This window comes from Rhizobium sp. NPDC092011 (assembly GCF_044756305.1).
Lineage (GTDB): Bacteria > Pseudomonadota > Alphaproteobacteria > Rhizobiales > Rhizobiaceae > Rhizobium.
This window is the reverse complement of the sequence record NZ_JBIVSO010000013.1, coordinates 103,274-119,295: the sequence shown is the minus strand read 5'-3', so window position 1 is coordinate 119,295 and position 16,022 is coordinate 103,274. Positions and strand designations below refer to the sequence as shown.

Here is a 16,022-nt window from a genome sequence, read left to right as displayed (position 1 = left end):
GCAGGTGAGGGCGCTTGCGATGGGATGAGAGGGTGATGCGGTCCGAAGCGGAGCGATGTCCTTCCTTCTTCAGACCTTGTCTTGCACGGTCCGGAGCCCGCGTCGCGGACGGCCGGTCAGGGGCCGCTTCAGCGGCAACGCCTGCCCTTGACGTGCCGGGCGCGCATGCGGGAGGTCTTTTTCGACCCCTTCTTCTTCCCGTTTCTCATCCGCCCCTGCAGCGCGGCGCGAATATCAGTCAGGAGTTGATCGACGCCCTCCTGGCGATCGTCACCCTCGAAACCCGAGATAAAGCGTTCGGCGCGATCGAGGGTGTGTAGAAGAGCAGGGGAGGACTTTGCGATACGCAGGCCCCCCGCTTGCAGACCCACGACGGTGACGACGCCGTCCGGCGCCTCGACATTGTAGACGTTCGCGGATGTGCCCGGCCGGCGAATAATTTCGTGCGCCTTGCTGGCGGCGTCCATTGGCGATTTGGCGTCATCGATGTCGATGTCCCATGAAACCCGATAGGTCATGTCCGCCCCCATCACGCCGCAGCCGCATCCGGCAGATAGCGCAGATGCACCGGCAGCTTGGCGGCGATCTCCACGTCGGTCATGGCTTCGAGCAGTTTCGGGACGCTGCCCAGTTTTCCGCCGAAGAAGAGCACGGTGCGCCGGCCGCGGGACGCATGGGGCCATCGATGTTCGGCGTAGCCGCGATAGGGCTCGGCGGTGCAGCTCCAGATGTGCTCGAGACGTTCTTCCCGCGTCATCGCCCGCACCGGCCGGCTCTCGCGTTCGATGATGGCGAGACGCATGCGCTCGACGGACATATCGTCGGAAAGATCGCAGTAGCCATGAAAGTAACGGATGGCGTCGTCGATGCGCAGCGCGAAAAATACTGACGTCACCGAGCCGGTCAGGAATTGCCGGAGCGCGAACATCGAACCACGGATCCAGAGCGGCGCTTCCACCGCGAACATATAGTCGTGCTCGGCCTCGCCGATCTCGAACCATTCCCCTGCATAGAGCGCCGTTGCGTCGTCAGCGCGGCGGTGAACGCGCCCGGCATGGCGGTCGAACATGCGATACATCTGGTGGCGGTCGGCGATGCCCTGGAATACCTTGCGGATTGTGGGTGCGGTGGTCATATGCGGCTCCTTCGGGGTTATCGGACCGAAGTGCGGCACAGCCTTCTCGACCCTGCCTTCTTCCTCAGTCCTCTGTTACCCCTCCTCGACCGCCGGCATCGCGACCGGCCGGGTCAAGGGCCGGCTCCGCCGGGCGAAGCTTCCCTTGACGCGGGCGGCGCGCATCCGGCACGCCTCGCCTTTTTCCATTCCTCCCTTCTCTCCTTTTCCATCTTCGCCTTTTCCTGGAGCGCCTCGTTCCAGTCGTCCGCCGTGGGCCGCAACCGCTGCCAGGCGCAACCGGTGCTGTCGGCGAGGACGCGCAGACGCTCGGCAAATGTCTCGCCCTGATCATTTGCGTCAGTCGCCGCGACCAGCGTGGCGCCGGGACGCGACGCCAAGATCCGCAGGGCCGCATCGGTGAGGGGAGACCACCCCCCGCCGGTGCTGAGGTAGAGCGAACCCTCGCGGAGACCTTCGAAGGCCGCAAGGCTCATCGCGTCGATCGCCGCCTCCGTGACGCACAGGCGCAAGGCATCCCGCGCGCCAAGACGGAACAAGGTTTTCGAGCCGCCCGTCGAAAACCCGCGCCATTCCGGGCCGCGCTCCTCCCAGCCGCAGACAATGCCGCCATCGTCCGTGTGGGCCGCCCACATGCTGCCATATGGACCTTCGCGAAGCTGGTTGCTCATGATTGCCATTCGCAGCACGCTCGTCGGAAGGAAGCGCGAGCCGAAGAGATAGCGCCAAGTTGCGGACCCGCGCCATGGAACGCGTCGCGCCGACCATCGATCCGCAAGGCTCGTCGCTGCGGGCCGTTCGCGGGGTGCCTTCGCCCAGACCGGATCGCTGGTCTGGAAACCGACCAGAGACGCGACGCTTTCGACACCCTCGACAAAGTCGACATGATCAAGGCGTTGCACGAGCGCGAAGATATCGCCCTTGTCGTCGCTGAGCGGATCGAACCAGCCCTTCCCCTCATGCGTCACGATGACGATTTCGCCGCCCCGGCGAAACTTGACGGCCCGGCGCGTACTCTCCTTGACGTCGACGGCAAATCCGGCCCGCTCCAGAAGCGCACCGCAATTCACCTTCTCCTTCAACTCTCTGATTTTCTCTCTTTTCATGCCGATCCGGCCGCGCCAGCGGCCACCCCCTTCATTTCCCGTCCACACATTTGCGCAGCAGACCGACACCCGCCGCGCCAAGCGGCGGCTGCAAGGGCGCGGAAATCGGGGCGAGGGGAACCCGCGCCCCGCCGCGGCGCCGCTTCCCTTGCGGACGCCGCATGGATGCGGCACCTCAGAGGAGGGCAGGGCGGTCTCAGTGAGCCGGCCCGAAGTCGAAGGGATCGATCTCGTGGATCACGTCCACGTCGGCGTCGTCGAGCTCCTCGCTCGGCAGGACGCCGTACTCTCCAGCCGATCGGAACAAGGTCACCGGGACCATGAGCGTACGGGCGAGGTGAAAGGCATGTGATTGGGCGAGCGAGAGATCGTGCGACATGGTGAGGCTCCATCCGGGAGCGGGCCAATTCCCGCTCGATGGCGCCATGTTTGGTCCGGGGCGGGGCGCGATCACCGCGAAGGCGCATGCCGCAGCGGCCGTAGCTTGCTAACGGACCCCTTGCGGGTTGATCGTCATAGCCCCGCGCTGGACCAGGTCGCCATTCCAGAAGAGCGGGATTGGTCCGTTCCCTATGGAGGCGTCGGTTGCTGCACAGGCGTCGCGGCAGAACACATCTCCTCTCACCCGATATTGCTCGGGTTGTTCATCCCGAGGCCGGGATCTGCTCTCGGCTGGAATATGCCTGCCTTCCCCGCGAGAGCGGCGAGGTCAGCTATGGCACCATGGCTTTCGCCAGCCATCCCACCGGCGCACGAGGCCAAGCTCGATCAGAGTTTCTCCGACATCGCGTCTTTCCACGGCAACGCGCGCCAACTGGCGTCCGTAGCGGTCAAGTTTGCCACGGACCAATTCGATCCGGTGACCCGACACCTGGTTTGCCAGTTCGTCCTTCGCTTGCAGCGCTGCAACGCGTTCCGCGGCGCACGCTCCGTCAATCTCCGGCGCATCGATGTTCTCGATGCGGATCTTCTCGCGCCTGCCGGTCCCGTCGTGGACTGTGAAGGTATCGCCATCCCAGATCCAGAGCGTAACATCCTGGCAGGCGTCACGATCACAGACCGCTGCACCGACAATCGTGTGACGATTCGTTGAAGCCGAGGCGACGGCGAGCATCAACAATTGCGAAATCCCCACGGCCATGACGGCCCGAGTGAGCATCATGAGGTCTTTTTCGATACGAGATTGAAGAGCTGCGCAATGACGTCGGTGGCATAGACCTTTTCGCCGGCGCGTTCATAGCTGCTGTTGGACACGCGGGATTCCACGTAGACGAGATCGCCCTCTTCGACGTGCCCTTCGATCCATTCCGCCTGCTTCTTGTCCAGGACCGTGATCTGAACCCAGTCGGTGGCACTTTTGCGCTCTCCGTCCGACTGCCACTCGCGATTGGTCGCCACATTCACCTTCAACACGCCCTTCAGCGGCATGATGTTTCCGACGTGACCAAGCAAGGTATGCCGGTTAACCGTACGCATGGATTAAACCTTTCTTAATCGAGGAAAACCGTCTATCTGTTGAGCCCGAACCAATGCCGCTCGGTTTGCCCGGAAGTGTCATTCTTGATATCGAAATAGTATGGCTCTGACCTGAGCGGTCGGGATATGGAGACCGTTTGTATGCAGCTCCGCTGCCGATCAGAACTGTAGAGACCGTGCGTTCTGCCCTGGCAAATGTTGACTGTCTTGACGCAGAGATCGCCCTCTCGGGCGAATCCATTGCGGTCCCCCCTGCTTCCGACCTGATAGCCCTCCGGGCAATCCGCATATCGCTCGTGACCCGGCGAACCCGTTCCCGCCTCGGGGCAGGTTGGCCAGTCGAAGCCCGGCTTTTTCATCGCGGAGATAAGCCGGTTCATCGGCGGATGGCAGGCGGACACGCCCCGCCAGGACGGATTGGAAGACGAGGCGCACAGCAGCACTTCGCAGCCCCATTCGCTGGCAGTGGCGGGAGCGGGAAGGGCCGCGGCCGTCAGAAACAGTCCGAGGACGACATGGTGAGGCTTGGCTTTGGCGATCATCGTACTCTTCTCATCAAACACACTACGAGTAAATTATAGTTTATACGACGATGACGAGCAAGCGCAAGAAGGCAGACACCGAGCTTGGTACGAGGATCCTGCGAAACATGGCACGGGTCATGGAGCGCGAGCGGGAAAAACGCGGCCTCAACAAGAAAGAAATGGCCGAGCTGTGCGAAGTGACTTATCCCTTTTATTTTCAAATCCTTGAAGGAATAGCGAACCCCTCTTTGCAGACGATTACCCGCATCAGCATCAACCTCGATGTGCCCCTGCAAGAACTCATGAGCGGGTCCGCGCCTCTTTGATCGAAAATGCCGGGAATGTCGCTGCTCGCGCGGACTGAACCCGACTTCCTGCCAAAAACGGCTTGCCGAAAACATAAACTATATTTAATTTTCCGCCTCTGTATGATCGCTGGATGAACCGCAAGGTTTCCGGCGCAGGATTCGGGGCATATCGGCCATGCGTTATCTCTTAGCTTCAGGTCTCCTCGCGATCGCCACCGCTGCATATGCCGGTGAGAACCCGATGTGGCCAACGAGCCTGGCCTGGACGTGCCGGTTTTCCTCGGTCATCCGGTGTGAGCGTTCCGTCGATTGCGCCGCGGTTGCGGAGGAGGGGGAACTCGCCCTGGACTATCGCGAAAACCGCCTGACGGATCAGAAGGGCGCGGTTCATCCGATCAAGCGCCATTACGTCCAGACGGTGGTCGGCAGCCCGATCGGGAGCGAGGTGAAGATCGAGCTCGAAACGAATGACGTGATCTGGCTTTCGCCGGCCGACGGGGCGGGGGTGTTTTCGGACAACTGGATCGGAGTACTGCTCTCGCCGAAAGCGGGCGTCATCGTCCAAGAGCTTCGACCATTGGTTTGTCGACCAGTGAAATAAGGCTTGGTGGGAAGCCGCTTCCGGTTACGGCGGATTTCCTGCCGTCGCTTGCCTCATCCCTAGGTTCGATTTACTTGGGCCGAATCGGAAGAGGTCCAGTCGGCAGGCAGAGGTGAGGATGCTTCTGCGCCGCAGGGGAAGCTATGGGTCTATCATATGAGGCACGAAACACAGAAAGCCAGCAAGCCGTATTTCCGTTTTTCTCCCTTTACGGCAATACTGAAATATTTGTTGCGAATGCAACTTCTCGTCGTTAAAATTTCGATTCGGCGAGGCGGGGCACATGATCGAAACTCAAACCGGAACAGCGTCACAGACGGAGGCGAATGCCGACGACCTGCAGACTTTAAATTTTAAGGTGCCTCGCTCGTTCAAAAAGGCCTTCAAAATCTATGCGGTCGAGCATGGAATCAGCATGGTCGACCTTCTCCGCGAAGGCTTCGAACTCAGCAAAAAGCAGCGCAAATCGTGAGAAAAGCGAAGGCAGCCGTTGAGGAGACGTTGCGCGTCGAGCCCTCGTTGGCGACGGCGATCGATGCGCTTGCCCAGAACGGTAAGCTAATCGACGGCTTTATGGTCGTGGAAGGCTACTCGCCAGCAGGGCGCCCACCAGCCGAAGTCGTCGTCATGGAAAAGGCAGCCGAGTACGGCGCGACCGCAGTCTTCTTTGAAGCGGGAAGCGCAAGGCATCCCGGCCCGGCCCAAGCTTTCATCTATATCTCCAAAGGTTCTGCGAAGGACCCCGAGTTCGCTCGCCTCCATAAGCGTTTATGGAACTGGGGTGGTGTGCCTGTGGTCTATCGACACACGCCGGGTCTCGTTCAACTGTTTCGTTGCCGGCATGATGCAGATTTCCTCGACAAAAATGGTGCGCTCGTTTGTCGGCCGGTCGACTTCATCAGGCTAGCCGGAAAAATTGCGCGCGCAGAAGCCTACTGGAACGCGGAGCTTTTGCGCAACGGCACGATCTGGGATGATCCTGAAGTATCGGAGAAACTTTTATCCAGGGAGAAGGCCGCGCACCGGGCGCTCATCACCGCTATAGGCCTGCTCAATGCCAAACTGAAGAGAGGCGAACTCAACATTGCGCCAGAGTTGGTCCGTCGTCTTCTGATCCTTTCACTGCTTATTGCCTACCTCGATGAGAGGGGCGCACTTGGTGAAGGTTATTTCGGTAGTTTCCTACCAGGCGCATCTGGTTTCGCGGATATTTTGACGCAAGGAAGTGCGCTCGTTGCTCTTCTTGAAGATCTTGAATTAAAATTCAACGGCGGTGTTTTCTCGCTGGATGACGAACATAAGCTTGCCCTGAAGGACGGCCTCGATCTTTCCGGCTTCCAGCGCCTGATCGATGCTAAGGAAGATAAAGACGGTCAGCTTGATTTTTGGAAAAGATATTCCTTCAAAGATTTGCCCGTCGAGCTGATAAGCCATATCTACCAAATGTTTGTGAAGAATACGAAGAGTAGCGTATATACACCGCCTGCTCTCGTACGGCTGCTTTTGGACGAAGTACTCGACCCCGCGCGCCTCGATAAGATTGTCAACGATGGCGAGCTGCTTCTTGATCCAGCATGCGGTTCAGGGATATTTCTCGTAGAAGCTTATAAAAGGATCATTCTTCATTGGCGTAGCAAAAATAACTGGGGTCGTCCCTCTGTCGCCGTCTTAAAGGACTTGGTTCATCGCCTTCGCGGGACCGATCTAGAGCATGGTGCAGTGGAGCTTGCTGCCTTCAGTCTATCGCTTGCAATGTGCGACGAGCTTACCTCTGATGAGCTTGGACGCAGCAAAAAGCTATTTCCTCCCCTGATCGATAGGACAATTATTACAAGTTGCTTTTTTGAGCATCTTCAAAAAGACGGTTTCAAGGATAGGTTTGGTGTGGTCGTTGGGAATCCGCCGTTCGCGTCCGAACTCGACACTCCCGGCGCGATCGAGAGCTGCAAGCGGTATGATGAGGCCCATCAGTCTCTGCCCGATAAGCAGATAGCCTTCCTTTTCCTCCATGACAGCATGTCACTACTGGCTCCGGGTGGTGTCCTCTGCATGCTGCAGCAATATAATTTCCTCTATAACCCGGGTGCCGATGATTTTCGAAGGGAGTTCATCGCGAAGTGGGATCTCCGAGAGATCCTCGACTTTGTATCGATCCGCGGCTTGTTTGATGCAGCGGACACAAAAGCAATCGCAGTCGTGGCTGAAGCAAGCGAACCTACTGACGATCGTAAGGTTCTTCATGCAATTTTCCGACGAACACCTCGCGCGCGAGCAGATCTTCGTTTCGAAGTCGATTACTATGATCTTCAATGGCATCGCCGTGGTGATCTACTGAAGGACAGTGGCGTCGTCGTCTGGCGTGCGGGTCTCTTAGGCGGGGTGCGCGTTCAAGCTGTTGTCACGCGGCTGCGAATGTGTTCGACGCTTGGCGACTTTGCAGCCAAGCATCGCTGGGAGCACGGTGAAGGGTTCATCCAAGGAGACAAGGGCCGAGGCAGTATTGTCGACTACATTACCGGAAAGCAGTTTCTGCCATCGGAAGGCTTGACGGGGAATGGCGTCGAGACGGACCAGATTAAGGTGATGCCACGAGTTCCGATCGAAGTGCCGCGTAGGGCGGAAATTTTCCGACCTCCACTTCTTCTCGTTCGCGAACAAATGGACCTACATCATAGCTTTTGGGACAAAGGCGACCTTACCTATAAAGACCAGATCGTTGGATTCTCTGGTAAGGATCCACGCCCGCTTAAAGCTGCCTCGAAATGGCTTAACAAAAACAAACTTAAACTACAGGGGTTCGTCGCGGCAAATAGTACGAAGCTTTTCACGAAAAAGGCGACAGCGATCTCCTGCAAGGATATCTATGAGCTTCCATTCCCATCCAATGGCGATTTGGACCTAAGCGAAAACGAGTCAATCGTCCTAGACGACATAGCGCTCTACTATAGAGAGTTCATGCGTCATGGCTTCGCCTCGCCAGCTGGCAAGCCGCCGACCGGAATCGATGCGTTTCGCTCGCTCCTTTGCTCTCAGATCAATGCAATTTATCGCGACAATCAACTAGTCCCACTCGAATCGCAAACTTGGCCGGGGATGAGGTGCGAACTCTTTGCATTCGGAAAGGCCAACGTCGATCTGGGCGGAATGTCAGATCTGAAGGAGCACGTCGAAGCACTTCTGCATGAAAAGCGAGGCACAAGTCTAGCGATGACCCGCATTGCGCGAATTTACGATCGAAAGTTTGTCTATCTGATCAAACCCGACAGGGAACGTTACTGGTTAAAATCAATCGCACTGCGAGATGCAGATGACCTTCTCTTTGATCTTCGCGGCCAGGGTTTTTGATGCTCGCTGACGATCCTTCAGGCGCTGCAACTGGCGCATTCGACACCGATATGCATCTACCTGGAACGTTCCTGCGTGAGATGATGCAATTCGTACTATCTTGCCTTCCACTATGGCGGGACGACCCCATTCGCCGAAAAAATGTAACGAGCGAAACGACGTTGACGAGCCAGTTGTGCAAATTTCTAAACAACCATACCCGGCGCGCCAAACTCGACCATATCAATTTTCAACCTGAGGATCCGGATACAGCAAAAGGGGGGAGGACAATTGATCTGATAGCTTCCCCGAAAGGCTGCTCTATTTGGATCAACGGCCGCCAGCATACATATTATGATCCCCTAATTCCTATCGAATGTAAAAGGCTTCCAACTCCAGACCTTAAAAAGCGAGAACGGCGCGAGTATCTTCACACCAGAAGGTCGACAACCGGTGGCGTTCAGCGATTTATGGCTGGCCTTCACGGCGGAAATTACGAAACCGCGGCTATAATTGGCTATGTTCAATCGCGAACTTCTGACGCTTGGATGGAAACCTTGAACCATTGGGTGAAGGCCTTTGTCGCTTGCACCGTAAAACCATGGACAACCGCGGATTCCATAGCAATCGAGCACCACGATGCAGTGGCCCGTACCATTTTGGGTAGATCATCACATAACCGTGTTGGGCGCCCGCCAATTGAGCTGTGGCACTTGCTGGTTGAAATGTAGGTTGTCAAGGAAACGGCTGGGGACCCTGCAAACACAGAAAGTCTTTCATCGCACGATTCGTTATGTTATAATATATCGCATAAGTTCTATTATGGAACCTACCGCTCAATGGCGGGCAGGCGAGGTCACTCTCCAGGGTTTTCTTTCGCCCGTGACGCTGCTACGTTCATTATATGTTCCGGTCATCCTTTGCGCTTCGATCTTGGGATGTATCCTCTTTTTTCGAGCTATAGACAGATGGCAGCGACATATCTGGAAAAACTAAATGATCGCCAGCGCGAGGCGATCGAGCATGGCATAGGCCTGGCCGACGGTTCAGTTGGCGGGCCACTGCTCATCATCGCCGGCGCCGGGAGCGGCAAAACCAATACGCTGGCCCACCGCGTCGCACATCTGATCGTCAATGGCGCCGATCCGCGTCGCATCCTCCTGATGACCTTTTCGCGACGCGCGGCGGCGGAGATGGGGCGCCGCGTGCAGCGGATCTGCCGGCAAGTGCTCGGCGACAATTCGGCCGTCATGGCGGACGCCATGGCCTGGGCCGGCACCTTCCACGGCATCGGTGCGCGGCTCTTGCGGATGTATGCTGAGCAGATCGGCCTCAACGTCGACTTCACGATTCATGACCGTGAGGACAGCGCGGACCTTATGAACCTCGTCCGCCACGAGCTTGGCTTCTCGAAGATGGAAACCCGGTTTCCAACCAAGGGCACATGCCTTGCTATCTATTCGCGCGTAGTCAATTCGGAAAGCTCGATCAACGAGGTTCTGAAATCGTCCTATCCCTATGTGATGGGCTGGGAGGAGCAGGTGAAGCAACTTTTCGCCGGCTATGTCGAGGCGAAACAGGCGCAGAACGTGCTCGATTACGACGACCTGCTGCTCTACTGGGCGCAGGTCATGTCCGACCCCGAGCTTGCCGACGACATCGGCGGCCGGTTCGATCACGTCCTTGTCGACGAATACCAGGACACCAACCGCCTGCAGGCGTCAATTTTGATGGGTCTCAAGCCCGGCGGCCGCGGCCTGACAGTCGTCGGCGACGATGCCCAGTCGATCTATTCGTTTCGAGCGGCGACGGTGCGCAATATCCTCGATTTCCCGAAGAAGTTCTCACCAAAACCGGCCGACGTGATCACGCTCGATCGCAATTATCGCTCAACGCAGCCGATCCTCGCGGCGGCCAACGGCGTGATCGATCTTGCCCGCGAGCGTTTCACGAAGAACCTCTGGACGGATCGGAAATCCGAACAAAAGCCGATGCTCGTCACCGTCAAGGACGAGACCGACCAGGCCAACTACATTGTCGAGCAGGTGCTGGCGAACCGCGAAGTCGGCATGACCTTAAAGCAGCAGGCGGTGCTCTTCCGGACATCGAGCCATAGCGGTGCGCTGGAGGTGGAGCTCACGCGTCAGAATATCCCGTTCGTGAAGTTCGGCGGCCTGAAGTTCCTCGACAGCGCGCATGTGAAAGACCTCCTGGCAACGTTGCGCTTTGCGCAGAACCCGCGAGACCGCGTCGCCGGCTTCCGCCTCCTGCAGATGCTGCCGGGCATTGGTCCGCAGACGGCCGGCAAGATCCTCGACACGATCGCGGCCGATCCCGAACCACTCCAATCGCTTGCGGAGATCCCGCCGCCGCCCAAGACGGGTGAGGATTGGCCCGCCTTTGTCACCTTGCTCACAGCCCTCCGCAAAGTCGAGGGCGGATGGCCTGGAGAAATCGGCCTCGCACGTCTCTGGTACGAACCGCATCTCGATCGCATTCACGAGGATGCCGATACCCGCAAGGCCGACCTCATCCAGCTCGAGCAGATCGCCGGTGGATATCCCAACCGCGAACGCTTCCTCACCGAACTGACGCTTGACCCGCCGGATGCCACCAGTGGCCAGGCCGGCGTGCCCCTGCTCGACGAGGACTATCTGATCCTCTCGACAATCCATTCCGCAAAGGGGCAGGAATGGCGCGCCGTTTACATGCTTAACGTCGTCGACGGCTGCATTCCCTCGGATCTCGGCACAGGCACGACCGCGGAACTCGAGGAGGAGCGCCGGCTGCTCTATGTCGGGATGACGCGGGCGCGCGACAAACTCACCCTTCTCACGCCGCAACGGTTCTTCACGCACGGACAGAACGCCCAAGGCGACCGTCATGTCTATGCGTCGCGGACGCGCTTCATCCCGGCCACGCTCCTGCAGTTCTTCGAGGGGACGAGTTGGCCAAAGGTCTCGGCGGCCGCCAGCGAGCGCAGCGCCAAGCAGATCCGCATCGATGTCACCGCGCGCATGCGATCGATGTGGAAATGACATGAGCGCGGACGGCGACAACCCGATAAGGAAGATCATCCATGTCGATATGGATGCCTTCTATGCGTCGGTCGAACAGCGCGACAATCCAGAGCTTCGCGGAATGCCAGTCGCCGTCGGTGGCTCAGCAGCGCGCGGCGTCGTTGCCGCGGCGAGCTACGAGGCGCGCGCCTTCGGCGTTCGATCGGCCCTGCCATCGGTAACGGCGAAAAGGCGCTGCCCGGACCTGATTTTTGTGCCGCCGCGCTTCGACACCTATCGCGCGGTCTCCGCTTAAATTCGCGAGATCTTTGCCGAACACACAGACTTGATTGAACCGCTCTCCTTGGACGAAGCCTATCTGGACGTGACCGAAAACAAGCAGGGAATTCCAATCGCCACCGAGATCGCGACAATCATCCGGGCGCGCATCAAGGAGGTCACTGGCCTCAACGCATCCGCCGGCATCTCCTATTGCAAATTCTTGGCGAAAATGGCCTCGGACCTCAACAAGCCCAATGGCCAAGCAGTAATTTTACCGAAGAATGGTCCGGGGTTTGTTGAAGCGCTCGCGGTCAAGAAATTCCACGGCGTCGGGCCGGCGACAGCCGCCAAGATGGAGCGGCTTGGCATCCTGACCGGTGCGGATCTCAAGGCAAAATCGCTTTCCTGGCTACAGGAGCATTTCGGTAAGTCGGGTGCTTGGTACTACAATATCTCCCGCGGCATCGATAACCGGGCCGTGCAACCGGATCGGCCGCGCAAGTCCGTTGGCGCCGAGGACACCTTCATTGTCGACATTGTCGATCTCGCCGCCGCCCGCGCCGAAATCCCACCGCTTGCCGCCAAGGTCTGGCGTCATTGCGGTGCCAAGGGCCTCCATGGGCGGACCGTGACGCTGAAAGTCAAATATGCCGACTTCCAGATTATCACCCGCAGCAGGACGACGTCGACGTCGATCGGCCGGCTTGATGATCTCGAAGCAATCGCGCAATCGCTCCTTGAGCCGTTGTTCCCTACGCCAAAAGGCATACGCCTGCTCGGCATCACGCTATCGTCTTTCATGGATGACGAGGAAACCGCGGCGGACCAATTGGAGTTGCAGATCTAGCCGCGCCTCCAGTCTGCAGTCGAAATCCGGACGCAGCGCCTTACATTGCAAATGCAGCGCGCCGCGAGGTGCTGTAGATGCTGATCATTCGGAGGAGCCATGTGCAACGATTACCGGCTAATGGTCGAACTGGCCTCGGTCATCGAGGAGTTCGAGCATCGCAAGATCAAGATCCGCTTTCCCGAGGGGCGTCCCAATATCGAGGCGCGCGAGGATATCAAGATCACCGATACTGCGCCGATTGTCCGGACTATCGAAGGCGAGCGCGGAGCCGGGGAACTGGTTCAGCGCCGGTGGAGCTGGCCGAGCCCGACGAGAAAACCGGTCTATAACTTTCGCTCTGAGGGCCGCGAGTTCGCCTCCAACCGCTGCCTCATCGTCGCCGATGGCTTCTACGAGTTCACCGCGCCGGCCGACCCGAAGAAGAAGCGGAAGGACAAGTGGCTGTTCCGCAAGACCGGCGAGCCCATCTTTGCCATTGCCGGCATCTGGCGCGAGACCGAGGACGTCGGCGAGGCGTTCACCATGCTGACGATGGAACCGGGGCCGGATATCGCTCCCTACCATGACCGTCAGATCGTCATTCTCGAACAGGAGAGTTGGGCCGATTGGCTCGATAGTTCGGTTTCCGCAAAGGCGTTGATCAAACCGCTTCCGAAAGGCTCCTTATCGGTGGAGCAGGTGGGGTAGATCGGTCCGATCGGAAAACAAGGCCGTTCAGCCTGAGACGGCAACATACGCCGGGCGCTTCCCATCTTCTCTCGGGCCCCTATTGCGGGCGGGAATCGCCCCATCCCGAGCTCTCGGCAGTAGTCCTCCGCAGCGCGTATCGCCTCCCGCTGGTTTGGAAAGGGGCTTTGAGGAACCCTGATTTGCCGCGCAACTGGATGAACACGCCCTTGCTGAGGACGTCGTACAGAATCTGCATGCCATCTTCGTATTTCACGATATCATATCCCGGTGGTCGTTCGGCACGAGAGAGCGCCGAGGCGGGCGGCATGAAATCATCCGTCGCGGTCCCCGGCGTGCTCAACTGTAAACGTGGCTGCAAACCCGTCGCACGGCCGCTTGTTCCCAGACGAACTGTGATTTGGGGGGTAAGAAAATGAGCAACGGTATCTTTGCACCCGACGAGCTTTCGACAATGAAGGACGTTTACGAGGAGATCACTTCGCAACCATGGTTCAGCCGAGATCCCGAGGCGAGAAGGGCGTTTGCGCGATATCTGCTCGACGCCTATCCAGGCGGGACCTATCGACCGGGCCTTGATCGACCGCTCCTCGAATCCATCGCCCGTGAGCACTACGGTCGTCGCGATCCCTGAGGGCTCGTCTCGGCGATCGCCGCGAGCGGACCTTTTAATTTCCACCACCTGTTTCCCGGAACGATCATCGATCGTCGTAAGGAGACTGCGTGAAGATTGCCACCTACAATGTCAACGGCGTGATTGGCCGGCTACCGGTGCTGCTTCGATGGCTGAAGGAGGACGCGCCGGATGTGGTCTGCCTTCAGGAACTCAAGGCAACGGACGAGACTTTTCCGCGGCGCGAGCTGCAGAACCTCGGTTACGAGGGCATATCGCACGGCCAGAAAAGCTCGAACGGCGTAGCGATACTTGCCAAGGGCACGCTTCCGGTTTTGACACGCCGCGAACTCCCGGGCGATCCCGACGATACGCACAGCCGCTATATCGAAGCAGCCATCAACGGGATCCTTGTCGGCTGCCTCTATCTCCCGAACGGCAATCCCGCGCCCGGCCCGAAGTTCGACTACAAGCTGCGCTGGTTCGAGCGCCTGCATGCCTATGCCGCCGAGCTAATCGACCTCGATATTCCGGCCCTGCTGGTCGGCGACTACAATGTGATGCCGACCGATCTCGACGTTTATGCACCGGAGCGCTGGCGCGATGACGCATTGTTTCGCCCGGAGGTTCGCGAGGCCTATGGCGATCTCGTCGCGCAAGGGTGGATGGATGCGATCCGTCATCTCCATCCCGATGAGCGCATCTACACATTCTGGAAATATTGGAGACATTCCTTCGAGCGCGATGCAGGGCTGCGGATCGATCATTTCCTGCTCAGCCCGACCATCGCACCGTGGCTGAGGTCGGCCAGTGTCCGACGCACGCCGCGAAGCTGGGAGCACACCAGCGATCACGCCCCCGTCATGATCGAGATCGATCTGCCGGCGGATGCGGATTAGGCGGGCGGCTGAGAAACCATCCGTCTCTCGCGTGACCGTGCTGTCCGCCTTGCCTCACGCAGTTCCTCGATGGTGGGGAGCCACCAACCTCGTTGACGCTCCCTTTCCGTCGGCTCGACCTTTGACGCCCACGTGTGGATAAGCTCTTCGAGCGAGGGAACGCGCCAGGCTCCCCAGACGCGATCACCGTGAAAGTCCGGATAGAGATCGCTGATCTCACCTGGGTCGACGAGCTCACCGGTGACGTCGTCCACGACGATGATACCATAGAGCGCGGTCGCGACCGGACGATCCAGTGGCGGCAGATCCTCGGCCGGAAGCGGGATGCGTCTCCGCTTTCGCTCGGCTGTGCGACGGCGGGCTATTCTTTCTTCATCGGTGCCCTTGCGCGCTTCGGCGCGCTTGCGCCTTTCCTCTGGCTCGCAGCGCTGCGCCTCCGCTTCAATGGCCTGCCAGTGATCGACAAGATCGTCATAGGAAGAAAAGGGCACGCGCCAGGCCTTTTCGGCGCCGTCCCACCGGGCGAAGGGAACTTGCCGGATTTCCTCGACGAGTTTGCGCGAATAGGGCGTCCTAACGCGAAACCCGTCCCTGTCGACGCTGAGATAGGGGCTGAGGATTGGTTCGAAGGCATAGGCGTCCCTCCCCTTCGCTTCGGCATAGGGGTCGAGGCGGGATTGCTCTCTCGCCATCCAGCGATCGATGCGTCGGCGGGCCGTCTTGCCAGGGAGGATCCACGCCTTTCGCCGGTCACTCCAGCGAGCCCGCGGGAACGTCTCGCGAAACCGCTGCACCGTCATCCGGTCGAACGGGAACGCGACGGCGGCATGCTCGCCGTCCTCTTCGGCCTTATGGCCGATCTCGCGTTCCTCGTCCATGGCGTCACCGTGCTCAGGATAGCAGGCACTCAGTGCTTTGTATGCCGATCGCCCCGGTCGCCTTCACCGGGCTTGGCCTCGGTTTTCGCCTTGTGGCGGCGGTCGGCGGACAGGGATCGTCCGACATTGACGCTTTCCTTGAACTGGCCCTTCTCGTCACGACGGACATAGCGCCTGTCGGTTCCGGTATCGATGGTCTCACGCTTCGTCATTACAATATTCCTTTCCGGTGGTGGTCCGGGAAGAACGCACGGAACGGCAAGAAAGATGCAGCGAATCAAGGACATATTGCAGACTCGCAATGAGGGAGGCGCGCCGCCCCTAAGTCATTGATTTCCGA

The 16,022-nt window shown here is 59.0% G+C and carries 16 protein-coding genes and 1 pseudogene; 8 read left to right on the top strand and 9 right to left on the bottom strand.

The genetic code is table 11. The features are described 5' to 3' along the window. Window positions 1–128: 128 nt before the first annotated feature. The 7 genes from ACIQJ2_RS31640 to ACIQJ2_RS31610 form a co-directional block, all read right to left on the bottom strand. Window positions 129–518 carry a hypothetical protein gene (locus ACIQJ2_RS31640; protein ID WP_137935195.1) on the bottom strand — a complete coding sequence of 130 codons (390 nt, stop codon included), beginning with the start codon at window positions 516–518 and terminating at the stop codon, window positions 129–131. Window positions 519–529: 11 nt separating this feature from the next. After that, window positions 530–1,135 (bottom strand): DUF1419 domain-containing protein, encoded by a 606-nt coding sequence (locus tag ACIQJ2_RS31635; RefSeq protein ID WP_292855358.1) that lies wholly within the window; start codon window positions 1,133–1,135, stop codon window positions 530–532. 113 nt (window positions 1,136–1,248) lie between these two features. Next, the gene (locus tag ACIQJ2_RS31630) at window positions 1,249–2,241 is read right to left on the bottom strand and encodes a DUF3991 and toprim domain-containing protein (RefSeq protein ID WP_137934793.1); all 993 of its coding nucleotides are present in this window, start codon (window positions 2,239–2,241) and stop codon (window positions 1,249–1,251) included. A 196-nt stretch (window positions 2,242–2,437) separates the two neighbouring features. Beyond that, window positions 2,438–2,620 (bottom strand): hypothetical protein, encoded by a 183-nt coding sequence (locus ACIQJ2_RS31625; RefSeq protein WP_137934740.1) that lies wholly within the window; start codon window positions 2,618–2,620, stop codon window positions 2,438–2,440. A 330-nt stretch (window positions 2,621–2,950) separates the two neighbouring features. Continuing rightward, a complete protein-coding gene (locus ACIQJ2_RS31620) occupies window positions 2,951–3,403 on the bottom strand; it encodes a thermonuclease family protein (protein ID WP_210240494.1) in 453 nt (150 codons plus the stop codon). Beyond that, complete coding sequence (locus ACIQJ2_RS31615) at window positions 3,400–3,717, bottom strand: single-stranded DNA-binding protein (RefSeq protein WP_137934741.1); 318 nt, start codon at window positions 3,715–3,717, stop codon at window positions 3,400–3,402. Before ACIQJ2_RS31615 ends, ACIQJ2_RS31620 begins: the two co-directional genes overlap by 4 nt. Before the next feature lie 32 nt (window positions 3,718–3,749). Continuing rightward, entirely contained in the window at window positions 3,750–4,259 is a 510-nt protein-coding gene (locus ACIQJ2_RS31610; protein WP_137934742.1) for a hypothetical protein, read from the bottom strand. Between the two features lie 107 nt (window positions 4,260–4,366). Here ACIQJ2_RS31610 and ACIQJ2_RS31605 point away from each other — a divergent pair, with 107 nt between their 5' ends. The 8 genes and pseudogenes from ACIQJ2_RS31605 to xth all read left to right on the top strand — a co-directional run bounded on the left by ACIQJ2_RS31605 (window position 4,367) and on the right by xth (window position 14,804). After that, window positions 4,367–4,567: a helix-turn-helix domain-containing protein gene (locus ACIQJ2_RS31605; protein WP_232375837.1), complete on the top strand. Its 201-nt coding sequence runs from the start codon at window positions 4,367–4,369 to the stop codon at window positions 4,565–4,567. A 157-nt stretch (window positions 4,568–4,724) separates the two neighbouring features. After that, window positions 4,725–5,150 (top strand): hypothetical protein, encoded by a 426-nt coding sequence (locus ACIQJ2_RS31600; RefSeq protein WP_137934744.1) that lies wholly within the window; start codon window positions 4,725–4,727, stop codon window positions 5,148–5,150. Window positions 5,151–5,618: 468 nt separating this feature from the next. Next, window positions 5,619–8,495: an Eco57I restriction-modification methylase domain-containing protein gene (locus ACIQJ2_RS31595; RefSeq protein WP_137934746.1), complete on the top strand. Its 2,877-nt coding sequence runs from the start codon at window positions 5,619–5,621 to the stop codon at window positions 8,493–8,495. A gap of 947 nt (window positions 8,496–9,442) precedes the next feature. Then, window positions 9,443–11,512, top strand: a complete 2,070-nt coding sequence (locus tag ACIQJ2_RS31590) for an ATP-dependent helicase (RefSeq protein WP_137934747.1) — start codon at window positions 9,443–9,445, stop codon at window positions 11,510–11,512. 1 nt (window position 11,513) lies between these two features. Then, window positions 11,514–12,602: pseudogene (gene dinB / locus ACIQJ2_RS31585) on the top strand (DNA polymerase IV). A 99-nt stretch (window positions 12,603–12,701) separates the two neighbouring features. Continuing rightward, entirely contained in the window at window positions 12,702–13,292 is a 591-nt protein-coding gene (locus ACIQJ2_RS31580) for an SOS response-associated peptidase (RefSeq protein ID WP_137934748.1), read from the top strand. A gap of 415 nt (window positions 13,293–13,707) precedes the next feature. Then, the gene (locus ACIQJ2_RS31575) at window positions 13,708–13,926 is read left to right on the top strand and encodes a hypothetical protein (protein WP_137934749.1); all 219 of its coding nucleotides are present in this window, start codon (window positions 13,708–13,710) and stop codon (window positions 13,924–13,926) included. Between the two features lie 89 nt (window positions 13,927–14,015). Continuing rightward, window positions 14,016–14,804, top strand: a complete 789-nt coding sequence (gene xth, locus ACIQJ2_RS31570) for an exodeoxyribonuclease III (protein ID WP_137934750.1) — start codon at window positions 14,016–14,018, stop codon at window positions 14,802–14,804. Here xth and ACIQJ2_RS31565 read toward each other — a convergent pair. Both ACIQJ2_RS31565 and ACIQJ2_RS31560 read right to left on the bottom strand, forming a co-directional pair. Next, window positions 14,801–15,682, bottom strand: a complete 882-nt coding sequence (locus ACIQJ2_RS31565; protein ID WP_137934751.1) for a hypothetical protein — start codon at window positions 15,680–15,682, stop codon at window positions 14,801–14,803. The genes xth and ACIQJ2_RS31565 overlap by 4 nt on opposite strands. Window positions 15,683–15,711: 29 nt before the next feature. Further along, a complete protein-coding gene (locus ACIQJ2_RS31560; RefSeq protein WP_137934752.1) occupies window positions 15,712–15,894 on the bottom strand; it encodes a hypothetical protein in 183 nt (60 codons plus the stop codon). Window positions 15,895–16,022 lie beyond the last annotated feature (128 nt).